Here is a 16,452-nt window from a genome sequence, read left to right as displayed (position 1 = left end):
GACAAAGCCAGTCCCTGAATCTCAGGGACTGGCTTTTTTATGCACAAGACAAAGGCTTAGAACTGGTAGCTGACCGTGGCGGCGACGTTGCGCTCCTCGCCCATGTAGCAGAAGTTCAGACTGGCGCAGGAGGCCACGTAGGATTCGTTGGTCAGGTTGTTGGCATTCAGGCGTACGTCGACACCCTTCAAGCCAACCTTGCCAAGGTCATAACCGATCGACGCGTCGAACAACGTGTAGGACGGCACCTTCATAGTGTTCTCTGCATCCGCCCAGCTATAGCCGACATAACGCACACCGCCGCCCACTCGCACGCCATCCAGTGCTGCGCTGTCGAACTTGTAGTCCGCCCACAACGACGCCATGTGTCGCGGCGCCTGAGTCGGAGAGTTGCCTTTGTTCTCGATCACGTTGGTCGGGGTGCTCAGGGTGCTGACCATCGATTTCGAGTACTCGATGTCAGTGAAGGTGTAGCTACCGAGCACTTTCAGGTTGTCGGTGAGCTGCATGTGCGCCTCCAGTTCCAGACCCTGAGAGCGGACAGCGCCTACAGCACGGTAGAAGTTTTCCTGCGGGAGTTTGGTTGCCAGGTTTTCCTGATCGATGCGGAACAGCGAGGCCGTGAACAGATTGTCGGTGCCGGGTGGCTGGTACTTCAGACCTGCTTCCCACTGCGTGCCATCCGTTGGAGCCAGCGGATTGCCGGCGCTGTCGGCATAGGAGTTGGGATTGAACGACTCCGAGTAGCTGATGTACGGCGCCAGGCCGTTGTCGAACAGGTACAGCGCGCCGACACGGCCCGTCAGTTTGGTGCGTTTGTCGCTGATCTCGGTGCCGAGCGGACGGCTCGCCTCGGCATTCCGGTTCTCCTCGGACGTCTCTACCCAGTCCTGACGCAAACCAAGGGAGAAGCGCCATTTGTCCATTTCAATCAGGTCTTGCAGGTAAACCCCGGTCTGCTCCAGGCGACGCAGGTAACTGGTCTCACCGTACGGCGTAATAGCGGAATTGCCGTACTCCGGATTGAACGCATTGATTGGCGCCAGACCACCGCTGGTCCAGTCGACCACCGTTTTGCGCCGCTGGTAATCCGCTCCCATCAGCACCGTGTGCTTGGTCGCGCCGGTGAAGAATTCGGCCTGGAGCATGTTGTCGACGATGAACGCGTGCAGTCGCTCGTCACCGCCGGTGTAGTAGCGATTGAGCTCGTTGCTGGTCGGCGACGTCCAGCCATAGGCGTACACCTGATCCATGTTCACTTTGGAGTCGAGGTAACGGAAATTCTGCCGCGCGGTGAAGACGTCGTTGAAGCGATGTTCGAATTGATAACCGAACGACTGTTGATCGCGGGAATAGCCATCAACACCTGGCTCGCCTTCAAAGAAGTGCGGTGAGATGCGGTTGCCGTTGCGCTGATGAATCGTGCCGTCGGCCGGTACGCCACCGTGATAGCCGCCATCCGGGTCATGCTGCAGATACGCCTGCAGGGTCAGCGAAGTGTCTTCGTTGAAATCGATGCTGACCGTCGGCGCGAGGGCGAAGCGTTTTTCCTTGTTGTGGTCGAATTGCGTGTCGGACTGATCCGTCAAACTGATCAGACGATAGGCGATTCGCTTGTCGTCATCGACCGGACCGCTGAAGTCAAAACCGACACCGCGCTGGCCCTGAGTGCCAACGGTGGCCTGAACCTGGTGGTAAGCCTCGTACAACGGTTTTTTGCTGGTCAACGCCACCAGCCCTCCCGGCGAGCTGCGGCCGTACAACACCGACGACGGGCCTTTGAGAATGTCCACACGCTCGAGGAAATAAGGATCGACCTGCATGGTGCTGTAGGTACCGCTGTCGCCCATGGACTTGAGGCCGTCGAGGTAGATGTTGTCCACCGAGCCATCGTTGAAGCCGCGCATCGCCACGTAATCGTAACGGTGCGTGGCGCCATAGGGGTTGGTCAGCACGCCCGGGGTGTAGCGCATGGCCTGGGAAACGGTTTGCGAGCCCTGATCGTCCATTTGCTCGCGGGTGACCACGGACACGCTTTGCGAAGTTTCCAGCAGCGCGGTGCTGGTTTTGGTGGCTATCTGGCTGTGCGTCGCGTTGTAGCCGTCCATGCTGCCCAGCGCGTTGCCGAGGGCGAAACCTTTGATGTCGGTAGTCGGCAGGGCCAGCGCTTCGGTTTCTGCGACGGAGCGCAAGACGTAGCTGCTGCCGTCCTGGCTGACCGCCTCCAGACCCGAGCCACCGAGCAGATGACTCAACGCCTGATCTACCGAATATTCGCCCTGCACGGCAGGTGATTGTCGGCCTTGAGTCTGTTGCGGGGTCATCGACAAGGTGATGCCGGCCTGGCGCGCGAACTGATTCAGCGCTTCGCCCAATGGCCCGGCGGCGATGTTGTAGCGGTGGCTGCTGACCTCACTGCCGCTCGCCGCAACACTCAGGTTCGGCAGCAGGCCGACGCCCAGTGCCGTGGAGAACAACGCAGCCCGAACGGCGTGACGCAGAAGGCCCGATTCGGCAGTGAAATTCAGAGGGTTCTTACAGGTAACGCGCGCAGTCATTGTAGGTTTCCGTTGCAAGTCGCGAAGGCTGAATTGAAGTGCTTACTGACTAAGCCGGCCTTGCCACGAAAACCCGCCAAAAAAATTCAGACTGCTCGTTCCAGCGTTACCCACCAGCGGGTGCGATAGCGCAATTGCACCGGCAGGGTTTGCGGCAAAATCGCGAGCAATTTGTCGGTGTCATCGAGGCGGAACACGCCGGACAAGCGCAGATCCGCCACCTGCGGGGAGCAATTCAGGAAGCCCTGACGATAGCGGCCAACCTCATTGAGGAAATCGCCCAGGCGCATGTTGCGCGTCACGATAAGCCCGTCGACCCAGGCGCCGGCATCCATGTCCAGCGGCGGAGCGGGACGCGCCTGTTGGTGGTCGATCAGATAACTCTGGCCGGCAAGCACCTCGGTGGAAGTGCCATCGCTCGCCCGTGGCGAATGAATTGCGACCCGGCCATTGGTGACGCTCAGACGTGTGCAATCGCCTTCCTGACGCAGGATGAACCGCGCGTTGAACGGCTCATAGGTGCCATGACGACTTTGCACTCGAAGCGGTCTGTCATTTGACGAACTTTCATCTGCAACACCGCAGGTCACGATGATCTCGCCCCGCGTCAGTTTGATCAGCCGCTGTTGCGCCGTGTAATCGAGGTCCACGGCGCTGGCTGTGTTCAGTTCGATCCGCGTGCCATCGGGTAACTGGAATCCGCGGCGCTCGCCGGTGGCGGTCGCGTAATCGGCGCTCCACTGCTGCCAGGCAGACGTGTCTCTGGCCAGCCACGCGGCGGAGCCCATCAACAACGCGCCGGACAGCAGCTTCAACGCCTGACGGCGACCCAGGCCCTGCGCACTGTTTTCCAGTGTGTTGAATGCCACTTGCGCACCCGGAACGGCGCGCAGATTTCGGGTCAGCTCACTTTGCAACGACTGCACCCGTTGCCAGGCCAGTTCGTGATCGTGGTGTTCGGCGCGCCACTGCTCGCATTGGTGGTTCAGGCGCGGATTGCCGTGGTTATTGCGCAGGCGCAGCAGCCAGTGGATCGCCTGTTTGACCACTTGTTGCGGTGGCTCGGCGCTACGGGCGAGTGACACGTTATCCACCGGCATCAGCTTTCGTACCGCAGCACGTAACAGTGATACAGCGCATCGGCGACGTAGCGTTCCACCGAGCGCAACGACAGGCCCATCTGTTCGGCAATCTGCTGGTGGGTCAAACCTTCGCACTGTGCCAGCAGAAACGCCTGACGTACTTTTGGCTTCAGTCCTTCAAGCATGCGGGCAATGCTTTCCAGCAGCTCGATCACCAGTGCGCGGGATTCGGCACTGGGTGTCTCGGCTTCGGGCAAGTGGGCGATGGTTTCCAGGTAGGCGCGTTCGATTTCCTCGCGTCGCCAATGGTCGATGACCAGGCCGCGAGCGATGGTGCGCAGAAACGCGCGAGGTGCCTTGAGTTCCAGACGCTCGGTGCGTTGCAGCAGGCGAACGAAAGTGTCCTGGGCCAGATCCGCCGCATCGGCCGCATTGCCCAGCCGCGCGCGCAACCAGCCGTTGAGCCAGCCGTGATGACGACTGTAAAGCGCCTGTACTGCAAACTCAGGTGATGACATGAACGCGACAGCCCGAACGTCACAAATGATAATTAGTCGCATTGTCATCAAGGGTTACAGAATTTGCAACCGGCGCAACGAAACAGACATCAAAAAATCACAGGTAAACGCTCTGGCACGCCGTTCGGCGGGAATCTGGCAGAAATGCCGTCCATTTCCTACAAAGCGCTAAGTTTTCTCCGAAACGTGCCGACAGACTGGTGAGACATGCGTGCACCAAAGTAGAGCGGCCATCAGAACGCTGCCTGCGCTGTACATGGAATGTTGCATCCGGAACGCATCCCCACTTTTGGCATAAGAAGTCCCATGAAATGAATCTCAAGTTCAGCCATAAAATCCTGTTGGCCGCCTCGGGCGTCGTGGTCCTGGCGTTCGCGCTGTTCACTTTGTACAACGACTATCTGCAGCGAAACACCATTCGCCAGAACCTACAGTCCTCCGTCCAGCAGGCCGGCGACCTGACCGCCAGCAGTGTGCAGAACTGGATGAGCGGGCGGATCCTGGTGCTGGAAAACCTCGCGCAGAACGTCGCTCATCAGGGCAAGAACGCCGATTTCCCGGGGCTGGTCGATCAACCGGCCTTCACCTCGAACTTCCAGTTCACCTACGTCGGCCAAGCCAACGGTGTGTTCACCCAGCGTCCGGACGCGAAGATGCCGGATGGCTACGACCCGCGTCAGCGCCCTTGGTACAAGCAGGCCGTGGCCGCTGACCAGACCATGCTGACCCCGCCATATATGGCCGCTGTCGGCGGTCTGGTAGTGACCATCGCCATGCCGGTGAAAAAGAACGGCGAGCTGCTCGGTGTAGTGGGCGGTGACCTGAGCCTGGAAACCCTGGTGAAGATCATCAACTCGGTGGACTTCGGTGGCCTGGGTCACGCGTTCCTGGTCAGCGGTGACGGTCAGGTGATCGTCAGCCCGGACAAAGACCAGGTGATGAAGAACCTCAAGGACATCTACCCGAACGCCGATGTGCGTATCCAGAAGGGCAACCAGAACGTGGTGCTCAACGGTCAGGAACGCATCCTGTCGTTCACCCCGGTCAGCGGTCTGCCGAATGCCGAGTGGTACATCGGTCTGTCGATCGATCGCGACAAGGCTTACGCCGCACTCAGCCAGTTCCGTACCTCGGCACTGATCGCAATGTTCGTCGCAGTGGGTGCGATTGCGGTGTTCCTGAGCCTGTTGATCACCGTGCTGATGCGTCCTCTGATCACCATGGGCCGCGCGATGCAGGACATCGCTCAGGGTGAAGGTGACCTGACTCGCCGTCTGGTAGTGGAAAGCAAAGACGAGTTCGGCGAGCTGGGCAGTTCGTTCAACCAGTTCGTCGAGCGGATTCACGCATCCATTTCCGAAGTGTCCTCCGCGACTCGACACGTACACGACCTATCGCAACGGGTCATGGCATCGTCCAACGCCTCGATCATCGGTTCCGACGAGCAAAGTGCGCGCACCAATAGCGTCGCTGCCGCGATCAACGAGTTGGGCGCCGCCACCCAGGAAATCGCCCGCAACGCCGCCGATGCTTCGCAACACGCCAGCGGCGCGAGCGAGCAGGCCGATGACGGTCGTCAGGTGGTCGAGCAGACGATTCAGGCGATGACCGAGCTGTCGCAGAAGATCAGCCTGTCGTGCACCCAGATCGAAACCCTGAATGCGAGCACCGACAACATCGGCCACATTCTCGACGTGATCAAAGGCATCTCCCAGCAGACGAACCTGCTGGCGCTCAACGCGGCCATCGAGGCGGCCCGTGCCGGTGAAGCCGGACGCGGTTTTGCGGTGGTGGCGGACGAGGTGCGCAACCTCGCTCACCGCACCCAGGAATCGGCGGAAGAGATCCACAAGATGATCACCTCGCTGCAGGTCGGCTCCCGCGAAGCGGTGACCACCATGAACGCCAGTCAGGCGTCCAGCGAAGAGAGCGTTGAAGTGGCGAACCAGGCCGGTCTGCGTCTGGTCAGCGTGACCCAGCGTATCGGCGAAATCGACGGCATGAACCAGTCGGTGGCAGCCGCTACCGAAGAGCAGACTGCGGTGGTGGAAACCCTCAACGTCGACGTCAACCAGATCAACCTGCTGAACCAGCAAAGCGTGGCCAACCTCAATGAAACGCTGAAGGATTGCGATGCGTTGTCGCAGCAGGCCAACCGTTTGAAACAACTGGTCGACAGCTTCAAGATCTGATCGCTTGCGGTCAAAAAACAGCCCGCTGCGGAGTGATCCGCAGCGGGCTTTTTCATGCCTTACACAAACAGCTTCAGCACATTGCCCATCGCATCATCGGCAAACCCCTGCACGAAATCCTTGAACCCCGGCAGCGCCTCGGGGCCGCCGCTGGCCGGCTCGGCGATGATCGTCCAGGTTGCCCGCGACTTGCCCGCGCCCAGCGATTCCACATTCATCGCCGCCCAAAGGTTGGCCACGCCCAGGGTGTTATAGATCGTGGTCCAGGTCATGCTCAGCGCCTGGTCGTCCCGGGAGTTGAGTTGCTCGACCACCACGTTGCCATCCTTGAAGAATTTCTTGCGCAGCGAAGACACGCCTTCACCGGTCATCTCGATGTGCGACAACGCCGGAATGAAACGGTCGAAACCGTCGAATTTGCCGACCACCGCCCACACTTGTTTGGCATCCACCGGCACTTCCACCGAAGACACGACGTGGCAGCCGTGAGGGTTTTTGATCAGGGTGTCGGGTTGAAGATTGCTCATGGTGTTGCTCCTTGGTTGATGAGTCAGATGAAGTTGATTTCTTTCAGGTAGTCGCAGCCGCGACGCAGTAGCGCCGGGGATTTTTCCGGATAGTGCGCGCCCATCTGCTGCACACCGGCCTGGGCGTTGGAGTGGCCGATCAGGGAGATGTCGCCGATGTCTTCCTCGAAGCCGTTGAGGTAGAAACCGAGCACGCCGAACAGCGCGTTGTCGGCATCGACCCGGCCCAGTTGCTGCTGCCAGTCGGCGACGCTAACCAGCGAAAATTCGCTGCCGGTTTCGCGAAACGACGCGACGTAGGCATCCCAGCTCAAGGGCTCCGGGTTATGCAGGTTGAACACCGCCCGTTCGGGCGAATAACGGCTGGCGTGGAAGGCGATGAAACGGGCGAGGAAATCCACCGGCATCAGGTCGAAATTCAGCGCGAAGGCCGGGACCTGGCCGAGCTGGATCGAGCCCTTGAGCATCAGCATCAAACGGTTCTTGTGCGGCTGGCAGACGCCGCTGAGGCTGTTGAAACTGATGTTGCCGGGCCGATACAGATTGACCCGTACTCGACGTTCCCGGGCCCGTTCGAGGATGCGTTCGCCAACCCATTTCGACAGGTTGTAGCCGTTGCGGATGTAGATCGGCGGCGTCGGTGCGGCGGGCAATTCCAGCACCCGGCCTGCGTCGTCGACGGTGCTGGAGGCCGACAGCGTCGAGACGAAATTGAACACCTTTTTGCTGCGCCCTTCGCACAGCCGCAGCAGTTCGAAAATCGGCTCGACGTTGTCCGCCGCCAGCGACTCGTAGTCGAGGACGTGATTGACGTTGGCGGCGTTGTGCACCAGCGCGCCGAACTCGCGATCCAGTCGCTCGAAATCGTCATCGGCCAGGCCCAGTTGCGGCTGGGTGATGTCCGCCGAATAGACTCGCACCCGACTCAGGTCCAGATGCTCCAGCCGGTTCTCTCGCAACGATTGGGCAAAGCGCTGCGCCGCCGTTTGCCCGCCGCCATCGCGCACCAGGCACGCCACCTCGCTGGCGCCCCAACCCAGCAACGCCTCGACGATGTGCACGCCGACAAAACTGTTGGCGCCGGTGACGATCACCTTGTGCACATCGCCCATGCGGCTGATCGGTAACGGCTCGATGTCCAGCGGTCGCTCGGCGTCGGCCATTGCCTGGGCGCTGAGCACCGCGCTGTCATCGGTGCCGCGAACCAGCGTGGCGAGCTTGATGATGGTTGGCAGTTCGATGAAGCGGTTGATCGAAATGCTGCGGCCGAACTCCTCCCGCAGTCGCAGGAGCATGCGCGACAGCAGAATCGAGTGACCGCCGAGATTGAAGAAGCTTTCGTCGGTGGAAATGTCGCTGGTCGGCAGCTCCAGCAACTCGCCCCAGATCTCCAGCAGCAGCGCTTCATCGGCGTTGGCCGGCAGGCATTTGGGGCCGCTGTCTTGCACGCTCACCGGCAATTCCAGCAAGGCCTTGCGGTCGACTTTGCCGTTGGCGGCGAACGGCATGTTCGGCAGTTCCGTCCACGCCACCGGTTGCATGTAGTCGGGCAGGAACTGTTGCGCGTGAGCTCTCAAAAACTCGCGCGCGGCGTCTGATTGCGGCTGGGCGAGGAACGCCAGAATCCGCCGCTGACTGTCGATCACCACGGCGATCTGCCGATACAACTGGCTCTCGCGCAGGCACCGCTCGATCTCTTCCGGCTCGACCCGGAAACCCCGGATCTTCACCTGATTATCGCGACGCCCGCACAGCTCGATGCCGTCTTCGCCCCACTTGGCCATGTCGCCGCTGCGGTAGGCGCGCAGACGCTGGCCGTCCGGCAACTCCAGGTTCAGATAGCGTTCGGCGGTCTGCTGCGGATTGTTCAGGTAACCCAGGCATACGCCCGGGCCGACGATGAACAGTTCGCCCACCGTTTGCTCCGCCACCGGTTGCAGGTCGTCATCGAGGATCAGCACCTGACTGTTGGCAATCGGCCCGCCGAGGCTGCGGTTGCTGTCGCCCGGCTGCAATTGCCGCGCAGTGATCAACACCGTGGCTTCGGTAGGGCCGTAAAGGTTGTGCAGCTTGCCATGGCGCGTCAGTTGCTCGATCACGAACGGCTCGCACACATCGCCGCCGGTCATGATTTGCCCGACGCTTTGAAGTTGCTCCAACGGCAGGATGCTCAACAGCGCCGGTGGCAGGAACGCGTGGGTCAGTTGCCGGCGGCGGATCAGCGCCACCAATTGCAGCGGATCGCGCCGCTGGTTGTCGTCGGGCACTACCAGTTCCGCGCCTTCGAGCAGGGTCGGGAAAATGTCGATCAGCGACGAGTCAAAACTCAGCGACGAGAACTGCAACACCCGACTCTCGGCGTGCAACTGCACGTAATCGGCGTACCACGCGGTGAAGTGCGCAAGGTTAGCCTGACTGAGCAGCACACCTTTCGGATGCCCGGTGGTGCCGGAGGTGTAGAGCGCCATGCACGGAGAGTCGAGCGACGGTCGCTGGCGCATCAGCGGTTGCGAAAGATCTGCGTCAGCAGCGTTCATGCGACTGACGTCCAGCCCCGGCATCGAATCGCTCAGTGGATGTTCGCCGTCATGCAGCAGCAACACCGCCCCTGCGTTTTCCAGAATGTATTGCTGGCGCTGAAGCGGATGGCTCGGTTCCAGCGGCAGGTACACCGCGCCACTGCCGAGAATTGCCAGGATCGAGGCAAACAGCGCGTCGCATTTCGGCAGGCAAATCCCCACCACCCAAGGTTGCGGTTGTGTCTCCAGCATCGCCAGTAACCTTTGCTGGATCGCCCGACTGTGATCATGCAACTGCCGATAGCTGATCGACTGCTCGGCGAGGTGCAGCGCCGGGCGTCCGGCATGCTTGATCAGGCTCTGTTGCAGCCGCTCTATCACCGGGATCTGTGCCTGTTGCAGCAACAGCGGATTAGCCGTGGCATTGAAGCGATGGACGTAGGCCAGATGATCGAGAAACAGCAGATTTTCCACCTGCTCGAAGTCCGGCGCACGGGCGGTCTCTGCATGCTGGAAATACTCCGCATCGCGAGAGAAACGGCTGACCAGCAGCGCCACTTCATCCACCACCTGCGCGAGTGTTCGCTGGCGCAAGGCTTGACCGTTGCCGGAGGGTTCATCGGCGATGGGCACGCGACTCAGCAGTGTCGAGTTGCAGAGGCACAGCAGATCGAGCACCGGCAGCCCGCCGACGCCCGTCGGGCTGATGCCCAGACGCAAGATCATGTGCGGTGTCGCGCCGTAACGCTGCGGCGCAAGACTGCCGTCGTCGATCACCAGATCCATCGACGGAGCAGCCTCTGTCAGCAATGAATGACCGTGTTGTTCGAGCTCCTGCGCCAGGTCGGTCAAGGCCTGGCTGCGGCCCATCAGCAAAATGTCGAGACGTCTCATGTCAGCCTCCTTGTCAAACCAGGTAGTCGCGCAGGGCGTGCTGTACGCACGGTGTGTCGAGCAGTGAGCTGTTGTGGAAAAACCGCACGATGTTGCCCACCAGCGGGTGGTGGCGATTGATCGGGAAGGCCAGCCCGGCCATCTCGTCCTTCAGCGCGTGGCGGGTTGCCTCGTTGACCGGCAAGGCATCGATCAGGCGCAGGTCGAAGGCTTTCTGGATGTCGTTGGTCAGGTAGTGGCCGATGAACACCGGCAGGATCTGCGCGATGCATTCGCGATCCGCGTCGCTCGCGGTGTGCCAGTAGATGCGCACCATCCGCGCCCAGAAACTCGAGTGCCGGCCCTCGTCGAGCAAGTGGTCGGCCATCAGGCCCTTGATCGACGGCTTGACTGTGTCGTCCCGGGCAAACGCCGCGACATCGCCAGTCACGGTGTTCTCGGCGATGGCCACGCAGATCAGCTCCACGGCGCTGCGCAGATGTTCCGGAGCCAATTCGACGGCGGCAGGAATCGCCCGGCTCAGTTCGATTTCATTCGGCAACTCGATGGGCTCGATGCCGGTCATGGCCACGGTCTGCTGCATGAAATCCATCGCCACGAGCGCGTGGTAATCCTCGTCCACGACGACGGTCATGGCGTCGTAGCGACAGGCGAACGGGAAGGCCACGGCGAAGCGGTTCTTGGCGATGCTGCGGGCGGTCTTGTCGACGATCTCAGTCTCGAAAATCACCACGTCGTTGATAAATTTGTACAGCGTCTGCACCAGCGCGAAATCCCGTTGTTCCGGGCATTCGCGCAGGAAGGTTTCACTGAGCACCAGCGGTTGGCGACTGAGCGGGTAGATCAGCCGTGCGTCGTCCTCCAGCACGCGGCGCGGTCGGGTGCGGATGGTGGCGCGGCTTTCCCAGGCGTCGGCGAAGGATTGGTAGTCGGCGGCGTTCATTCGGCCACCTCCGCCAACGGCTCACGCATGCTCAGGCGCAGACCGTCCCACAGGGCGATGCGGCTTTCCACGGCGGCGACGGCGCTGGCGTAGACCTCGGCTTCACGCTGCGGATCGCCATCGACCAGGCGTTCCAGCAATTGCTCGGCGGCCGGGCCGTGATCTTCGGAGTCGACTTCAATGTGTCGCTCCAGGTAGTAACGGAAGGTCGGCGCCTGTTCGACACCGATGCCCCAGGCATCGAGCATGCGCTGAAACATGGTCGGGATCACACTCTCGCGGCCATGCAGGAAAGCGGCGGCGACGCTGTGCCCTGGCGCATGCAGCGCAGTGTGCAAGGTGTCGCGGACGAACTGTGCGGCGGCCGGGTCGACGTCGACGCTTTGCAATGCGACGTCATAGCTCACGCCTTCCTGTTGCAGCGCGACGAAACGCTCCACCGCCGAGGTGCTCGCACCGACTTCGCGCATCGCATCCAGGTACAACTCGAAGTGACTGTAATGCCCGTGTGACAGCCGATCGTCCGACTCTTCGCCGAGCACGATTTCATTGATCAGCCGCGCGGCGTGTGGATCGCGCGGCGGCAGCCACGGCAGGCGGGTACAGGTCAGTTCCTGTTGCAGGCGTTTGGTCAGCGACATGAAGTCCCACACGGCAAATACGTGGGACTCCATGAAGCGTCGCAACACCGACAGCGAATCGATTTCGGAGAAAATCGGGTGAACGCTGAGTTCGGCTTTCTTTTGGGCGAGTTGTTCTTTAGTTGGCATGATGCGAGCCTCTGGCTTATAGGGGTATAGGGACTTCTCAATCAATGGCTAACAACGTTGGATATAGTTTCCAGGCGAGCGGTAGCCTCATTCGTTTCGATGAAAGTTAAAGTTTCATTGAAAGCCCACGTACAACGGCATACCGCTGAAGGCGGCTGCGAACTGGGCCATATTACTGGGTCTCGCCGGTCTGTCGGTTCAGTACAAAACCCGGCGTAGAAAAACTAATACATCGCAAAACAACTTAACAAGTATATTTTTAATTAATTTAAGTTTGCCGTTTTTCAAGTACGAGCGAGGCTTATAAAACTTTTAAGTTGAGTTTTATTGGGGCGTAGTTGCTCCTTTCGGCGTTTAAAGGCCAAAATTGAATAACAAGAGTGAATGCCTCACTCGAAGCAACTTTCTAATGAAGTAGTTGAAATGATCTGAGGGGATGAAGTTGGCCTGATACGGCGGCGTGTCTTCCTTTTCCCGTGACAAGGCTCCTTCCGTAGGTTCCTGGTGCGAGGACTGCTGCCGGGGCGGCGCGTCCCCGTTCTATTTGGGTTGGCGATTCAAGGGTGCGCGTAAATCGGCTCCGCGGCTATCGTCGAAAATGACTTCCTTGCGGTGCAAATTCCGGGCTGTCCAAAGCAGGGGGGAGGTTAGAGCGCAGGCGCCGAAGTGCCACGGCAATTGAGCGTGACCGGCGTGGGGATTTGTAAGCGGGTTATTCGCCGGGTGAGCAAGGGCTCACCCGGGCGGGAGTATTCAGCGTGCCGCTTGCCGGCCTTTGGCGGCAGAGCTGGCCAGATAACGAGTAATCACCTCGACGCCACGGTTGAGGTGCTGCTCCAGAAGCGTCACCGCGTGTTGGGTGTCACGTTCTTTAACGGCCTGCAGCAGCGCCCGGTGATCGTCCTGGGACAGCTTGCCCAGGCCCATGGCCTCGAGGTTGAAACGCAGGAAGCGTTCTTCTTCATTCAAACCGTCCTCGACCAGTCGCAGCAGTCGGCCGTTCGGTGATTTGCTGTAAAGCGCCATGTGGAACAGGCGGTTGAGCCGGCCGATTTCGGTGTAGTCGTGCTCGGTTTCCAGCTCTTCGATGTAGCCGGCGGCGCGATCGTGATCGGCCGGGGTCAGGAGCGGGATCGACTGGCGCAGTGCTTCGGACTCCAGCAGGATGCGCAGCTCATAGGTTTCGGTCGCGTCACCCTGGATCAGCGGCGCTACCACGGCACCCTTGTGGGCAGTCACACTCAGCAGGCCCTGAGCTTCCAGCTGACGCAGGGCTTCGCGCACCGGCATGCGGCTGACACCGAACAGATCCGCCAGGTCTTGCTGGCGTACGGCGGTACCGCACGGCAGGCGACCGTCGAGGATCGCCGAGCGCAGGGTTTCCTCGATGACCGAACGCGCCAAGTGCGCGGGAATAGGGCCTTCGACTTTGATGCTGTGGAGTGGCTTGGGCTTCTGGGTCACAACTGCACACCCTGTTGACTGCGGAATTTGGATCCAAAGGACACTAGTGATTGCTCTACAGGTTGTCAAACCGTGTAGAGGAACACTGTCACATCTGAAGTTTAGCGCGCCAGCGATGATCTCAGGGTGCCATTGTTTTTTGCTGGGCTAACCTTCACCATCAAACGCCTTTCTTCCCTGCCCTGGATGCCTTGCATTGGCGGTACGTTTCGCGATCCCTCGGATTGTGCGCTGGCTTGCCTGCGCGCTGCTGCTGGCCGGCGCCATGCTGGGCGGCCTGCATGCCGATTGGGATTTTTCCGCGATCAGTCGCAAGGCTACGGCGTTGTACGGCCCTCTGGGCGCCGGACAGCAACGGATCGATGCCTGGCAGAATCTGCTGGCCACGCAGAAGCAGGTCAGCGAAATGGAAAAGCTCAAAGTGGTGAACCTGTTTTTCAACAAACAGATGCGCTACGTCGAAGACATCGACCTGTGGGGTGAGGTCGATTATTGGGAAACCCCCATCGAAGCCTTGTGGAAAGGCGCCGGCGACTGCGAAGACTATGCGATCGCCAAGTATTTCAGCCTGCGCCACCTCGGTGTCGCCAGTGACAAATTGCGCATCACCTACGTCAAGGCCTTGCGCCAGAACCGCGCCCACATGGTCCTGACTTACTATTCCAGCCCCGACGCCATGCCACTGGTGCTCGACAGCCTGATCGACCCGATCAAGCCGGCGTCCGAGCGAACCGATTTGCTGCCGGTCTACTCTTTCAATGCCGAAGGTCTGTACCTGCCGGGAGCGAAGGGCAACAAGAAGGTTGGCGACACCAAACGTCTGTCACGCTGGCAGGATGTGTTGAAGAAAATGCAGGCCGAAGGATTCCCGGTCGAGACGACTAACTAGGAGCACGCGCTCAGATGTCCTTGTTCAAACAGCTGTTGATCGCTATCTGTCTGTTCCTGGTGGTCGCCTTCACCGGTAGCTTCATGGTCAGTCTGGAGAGCTCGCGCACCCAGTACGTCAACCAGTTGCGCTCCCACGCCCAGGATGCGGCCACGGCACTGGCGCTGTCGCTGACGCCGAATATTGACGACCCGGCGATGGTCGAGCTGCTGGTCAGTTCGATTTTCGACAGCGGTTATTACTCGAGCATCCGCGTGGTCGATCTGAAAACCGACCAGACCATCGTCGAGCGCAATGGCATTCCGGCGGTCACCAATGTACCGGACTGGTTCGTCAAACTGATCGGCCTGGAGCCGGCCGGTGGCGATGCACTGGTCAGCCGTGGCTGGGAGCAGGCAGCACGGGTCGAGGTGGTCAGCCACCCGATGTTCGCGTTGGCCAAACTCTGGCAGAGCGCCTTGGGCAGTCTTGGTTGGCTGCTGGTCTGCGGCGCGGTGAGTGCGGTATTGGGCGCGCTGTTGCTGCGCCGGCAATTGAAGCCGCTGGATTACATGGTCAAGCAATCCCATGCCATCGCCCGTCGCGAGTTCCTCAGCCTGCCGGACCTGCCGCGCACGCCGGAACTGCGTCGCGTAGTGCTGGCCATGAACCAGATGGTCGAGAAGCTCAAGGCGCTGTTCCAGGAACAGGCCGAACGTAGCGAAAAACTGCGCACCGAGTCCTATCAGGACAACCTCACCGGACTCGCCAACCGACGCTATTTCGAGATGCAACTGAACGCCCGGGTGAGCAACCCGGAGCAGGCCAGTTCCGGTTATCTGCTGCTGTTGCGGGTCAAGGATCTGGCTGGGCTGAACCAGCGCCTCGGCGGTCAGCGTACCGATGAGTTGTTGAAAGCGGTCGGCGAGCAGCTGTCACGCGAGTGCGCCAAATACCCGGAAACCCAGAACCTGGTGACGCGGATCCGTGGCGGTGAATTCGCCGTGCTGGCGCCGGGACTGACGCGCGAAGAAGCGCTGCAATTGGCGCAGAGCCTCGACAGTGCTCTGGGCAGCCTGCATGCGACAGGCGCCACCGACGTGGCCGCCGTGGCATCCATCGGCCTGGCGCCGTTCGCCCATGGCGATTCACCGCAGGCGGTGCTCAGCCTCGGCGATCAGGCACTGGCCCAGGCCGAAGGTCAGGGCGAGCAGAACTGGGCGTGCCTCGACCAGAGTCTGGTGGCGGACGTCGGTGACGATCACCATGCCTGGCATCGTTTGCTTGATCAGGCCCTGAATCAGCGGCGTTTTGAGCTGTTCTTCCAACCGGTGGTGGCGGCGCAGGACACGCAACTGGTGCTGCACTACAAAGTGTTGTCACGCTTGCTCGACGAGCAGGGCCAGACCATTCCCGCCGGACGCTTCTTGCCGTGGCTGGAGCGCTTTGGCTGGACCGCACGGCTGGACCGTTTGATGCTCGAGCGGGTGCTGGAACAAATGGCCGGCCATGAAGAGTCTCTGGCGCTGAACCTGTCTTCTGCGACCCTGGCCGACCCGCAGGCGCTGAACAAAGTGTTCGAGATTCTGCGGGCGCATTCCAACCTGGGCTCGCGCCTGACCCTGGAAATCGGCGAGGAGCAACTGCCGGAGCAAGCGGTGCTGGAACAGTTGACCCGGCGTCTGCGCGAACTCGGTTTCTCCCTGAGCCTGCAGCGCTTCGGCGGGCGCTTCAGCATGATCGGCAACCTGGCGCGGCTTGGGCTGGCGTACTTGAAGATCGATGGCAGCTACATTCGGTCGATCGATCAGGAGAGTGACAAGCGCCTGTTCATCGAGGCGATCCAGCGTGCGGCGCACAGCATCGATCTGCCGTTGATTGCCGAACGGGTCGAGACGGAAGGGGAGTTGTCGGTGATTCGCGAGATGGGGTTGTATGGGGTTCAGGGGCAGCTCTTCGGTGAGCCTGCACCTTGGCGGTGAGTCATTGAAATCGCTGCCCTCACCCTAACCCTCCCGAAACGTCGGACCGCCCGGAGGGAGAGGGGAGCGACCCAGGGATGCTCCACAGCCCCGCCGACGTGAAAGACCTCTGCCGAATCCGTAATCGAAGATTCA

The 16,452-nt window shown here is 60.6% G+C and carries 11 protein-coding genes; 3 read left to right on the top strand and 8 right to left on the bottom strand.

Going from position 1 to position 16,452, the window contains the following annotated elements:
- Nucleotides 1-56: 56 nt before the first annotated feature.
- The 3 genes from JJN09_RS29340 to JJN09_RS29330 form a co-directional block, all read right to left on the bottom strand.
- Nucleotides 57-2,558 carry a TonB-dependent siderophore receptor gene (locus JJN09_RS29340; protein WP_249484897.1) on the bottom strand — a complete coding sequence of 834 codons (2,502 nt, stop codon included), beginning with the start codon at nucleotides 2,556-2,558 and terminating at the stop codon, nucleotides 57-59.
- Nucleotides 2,559-2,644: 86 nt separating this feature from the next.
- Nucleotides 2,645-3,658: a FecR domain-containing protein gene (locus JJN09_RS29335; protein ID WP_249484896.1), complete on the bottom strand. Its 1,014-nt coding sequence runs from the start codon at nucleotides 3,656-3,658 to the stop codon at nucleotides 2,645-2,647.
- A complete protein-coding gene (locus JJN09_RS29330; RefSeq protein WP_249484895.1) occupies nucleotides 3,658-4,158 on the bottom strand; it encodes a sigma-70 family RNA polymerase sigma factor in 501 nt (166 codons plus the stop codon). Before JJN09_RS29330 ends, JJN09_RS29335 begins: the two co-directional genes overlap by 1 nt.
- 311 nt (nucleotides 4,159-4,469) lie before the next feature.
- On the opposite strand from JJN09_RS29330, the gene JJN09_RS29325 reads away from it, so the two are divergent.
- Nucleotides 4,470-6,350, top strand: coding sequence for a methyl-accepting chemotaxis protein (locus tag JJN09_RS29325; RefSeq protein ID WP_249484894.1), 1,881 nt, complete (start codon nucleotides 4,470-4,472; stop codon nucleotides 6,348-6,350).
- A 59-nt stretch (nucleotides 6,351-6,409) separates the two neighbouring features.
- Here JJN09_RS29325 and JJN09_RS29320 read toward each other — a convergent pair whose 3' ends face one another.
- The 5 genes from JJN09_RS29320 to JJN09_RS29300 all read right to left on the bottom strand — a co-directional run bounded on the left by JJN09_RS29320 (nucleotide 6,410) and on the right by JJN09_RS29300 (nucleotide 13,467).
- Nucleotides 6,410-6,877, bottom strand: a complete 468-nt coding sequence (locus tag JJN09_RS29320) for an SRPBCC family protein (protein WP_085748542.1) — start codon at nucleotides 6,875-6,877, stop codon at nucleotides 6,410-6,412.
- 23 nt (nucleotides 6,878-6,900) lie between these two features.
- Nucleotides 6,901-10,290: an amino acid adenylation domain-containing protein gene (locus JJN09_RS29315; protein ID WP_249484893.1), complete on the bottom strand. Its 3,390-nt coding sequence runs from the start codon at nucleotides 10,288-10,290 to the stop codon at nucleotides 6,901-6,903.
- Between the two features lie 13 nt (nucleotides 10,291-10,303).
- Nucleotides 10,304-11,233, bottom strand: coding sequence for a diiron oxygenase (locus JJN09_RS29310; RefSeq protein WP_249484892.1), 930 nt, complete (start codon nucleotides 11,231-11,233; stop codon nucleotides 10,304-10,306).
- A complete protein-coding gene (locus tag JJN09_RS29305) occupies nucleotides 11,230-12,006 on the bottom strand; it encodes a DUF3050 domain-containing protein (RefSeq protein ID WP_173861334.1) in 777 nt (258 codons plus the stop codon). The genes JJN09_RS29310 and JJN09_RS29305 overlap by 4 nt, the downstream gene beginning before the upstream one ends.
- Nucleotides 12,007-12,756: 750 nt before the next feature.
- Nucleotides 12,757-13,467: a GntR family transcriptional regulator gene (locus JJN09_RS29300; protein WP_249484891.1), complete on the bottom strand. Its 711-nt coding sequence runs from the start codon at nucleotides 13,465-13,467 to the stop codon at nucleotides 12,757-12,759.
- A gap of 196 nt (nucleotides 13,468-13,663) precedes the next feature.
- Between JJN09_RS29300 and lapG the strand changes: the two genes are divergently transcribed.
- Both lapG and lapD read left to right on the top strand, forming a co-directional pair.
- Entirely contained in the window at nucleotides 13,664-14,356 is a 693-nt protein-coding gene (gene lapG, locus JJN09_RS29295) for a cysteine protease LapG (RefSeq protein WP_096823042.1), read from the top strand.
- Between the two features lie 14 nt (nucleotides 14,357-14,370).
- On the top strand, nucleotides 14,371-16,317 hold the full coding sequence (lapD, locus tag JJN09_RS29290) for a cyclic di-GMP receptor LapD (protein ID WP_249484890.1): 1,947 nt from the start codon (nucleotides 14,371-14,373) through the stop codon (nucleotides 16,315-16,317).
- The last annotated feature ends 135 nt before the right edge of the window (nucleotides 16,318-16,452 follow it).

The sequence above is a fragment of the Pseudomonas sp. HS6 genome, from assembly GCF_023375815.1.
In the GTDB taxonomy this organism is placed as follows: domain Bacteria; phylum Pseudomonadota; class Gammaproteobacteria; order Pseudomonadales; family Pseudomonadaceae; genus Aquipseudomonas.
This window is presented reverse-complemented; position numbering and strand designations above follow the sequence as displayed.

Excerpts from the sequence above, each read along its gene's own strand:
- lapD (WP_249484890.1), top strand. The coding sequence starts at position 14,371 with ATGTCCTTGTTCAAACAGCTGTTGATCGCTATCTGTCTGTTCCTGGTG.
- JJN09_RS29325 (WP_249484894.1), top strand. The coding sequence starts at position 4,470 with ATGAATCTCAAGTTCAGCCATAAAATCCTGTTGGCCGCCTCGGGCGTC.
- JJN09_RS29315 (WP_249484893.1), bottom strand. The coding sequence starts at position 10,290 with ATGAGACGTCTCGACATTTTGCTGATGGGCCGCAGCCAGGCCTTGACC.
- JJN09_RS29335 (WP_249484896.1), bottom strand. The coding sequence starts at position 3,658 with ATGCCGGTGGATAACGTGTCACTCGCCCGTAGCGCCGAGCCACCGCAA.
- JJN09_RS29340 (WP_249484897.1), bottom strand. The coding sequence starts at position 2,558 with ATGACTGCGCGCGTTACCTGTAAGAACCCTCTGAATTTCACTGCCGAA.
- JJN09_RS29320 (WP_085748542.1), bottom strand. The coding sequence starts at position 6,877 with ATGAGCAATCTTCAACCCGACACCCTGATCAAAAACCCTCACGGCTGC.
- JJN09_RS29330 (WP_249484895.1), bottom strand. The coding sequence starts at position 4,158 with ATGTCATCACCTGAGTTTGCAGTACAGGCGCTTTACAGTCGTCATCAC.
- JJN09_RS29310 (WP_249484892.1), bottom strand. The coding sequence starts at position 11,233 with ATGAACGCCGCCGACTACCAATCCTTCGCCGACGCCTGGGAAAGCCGC.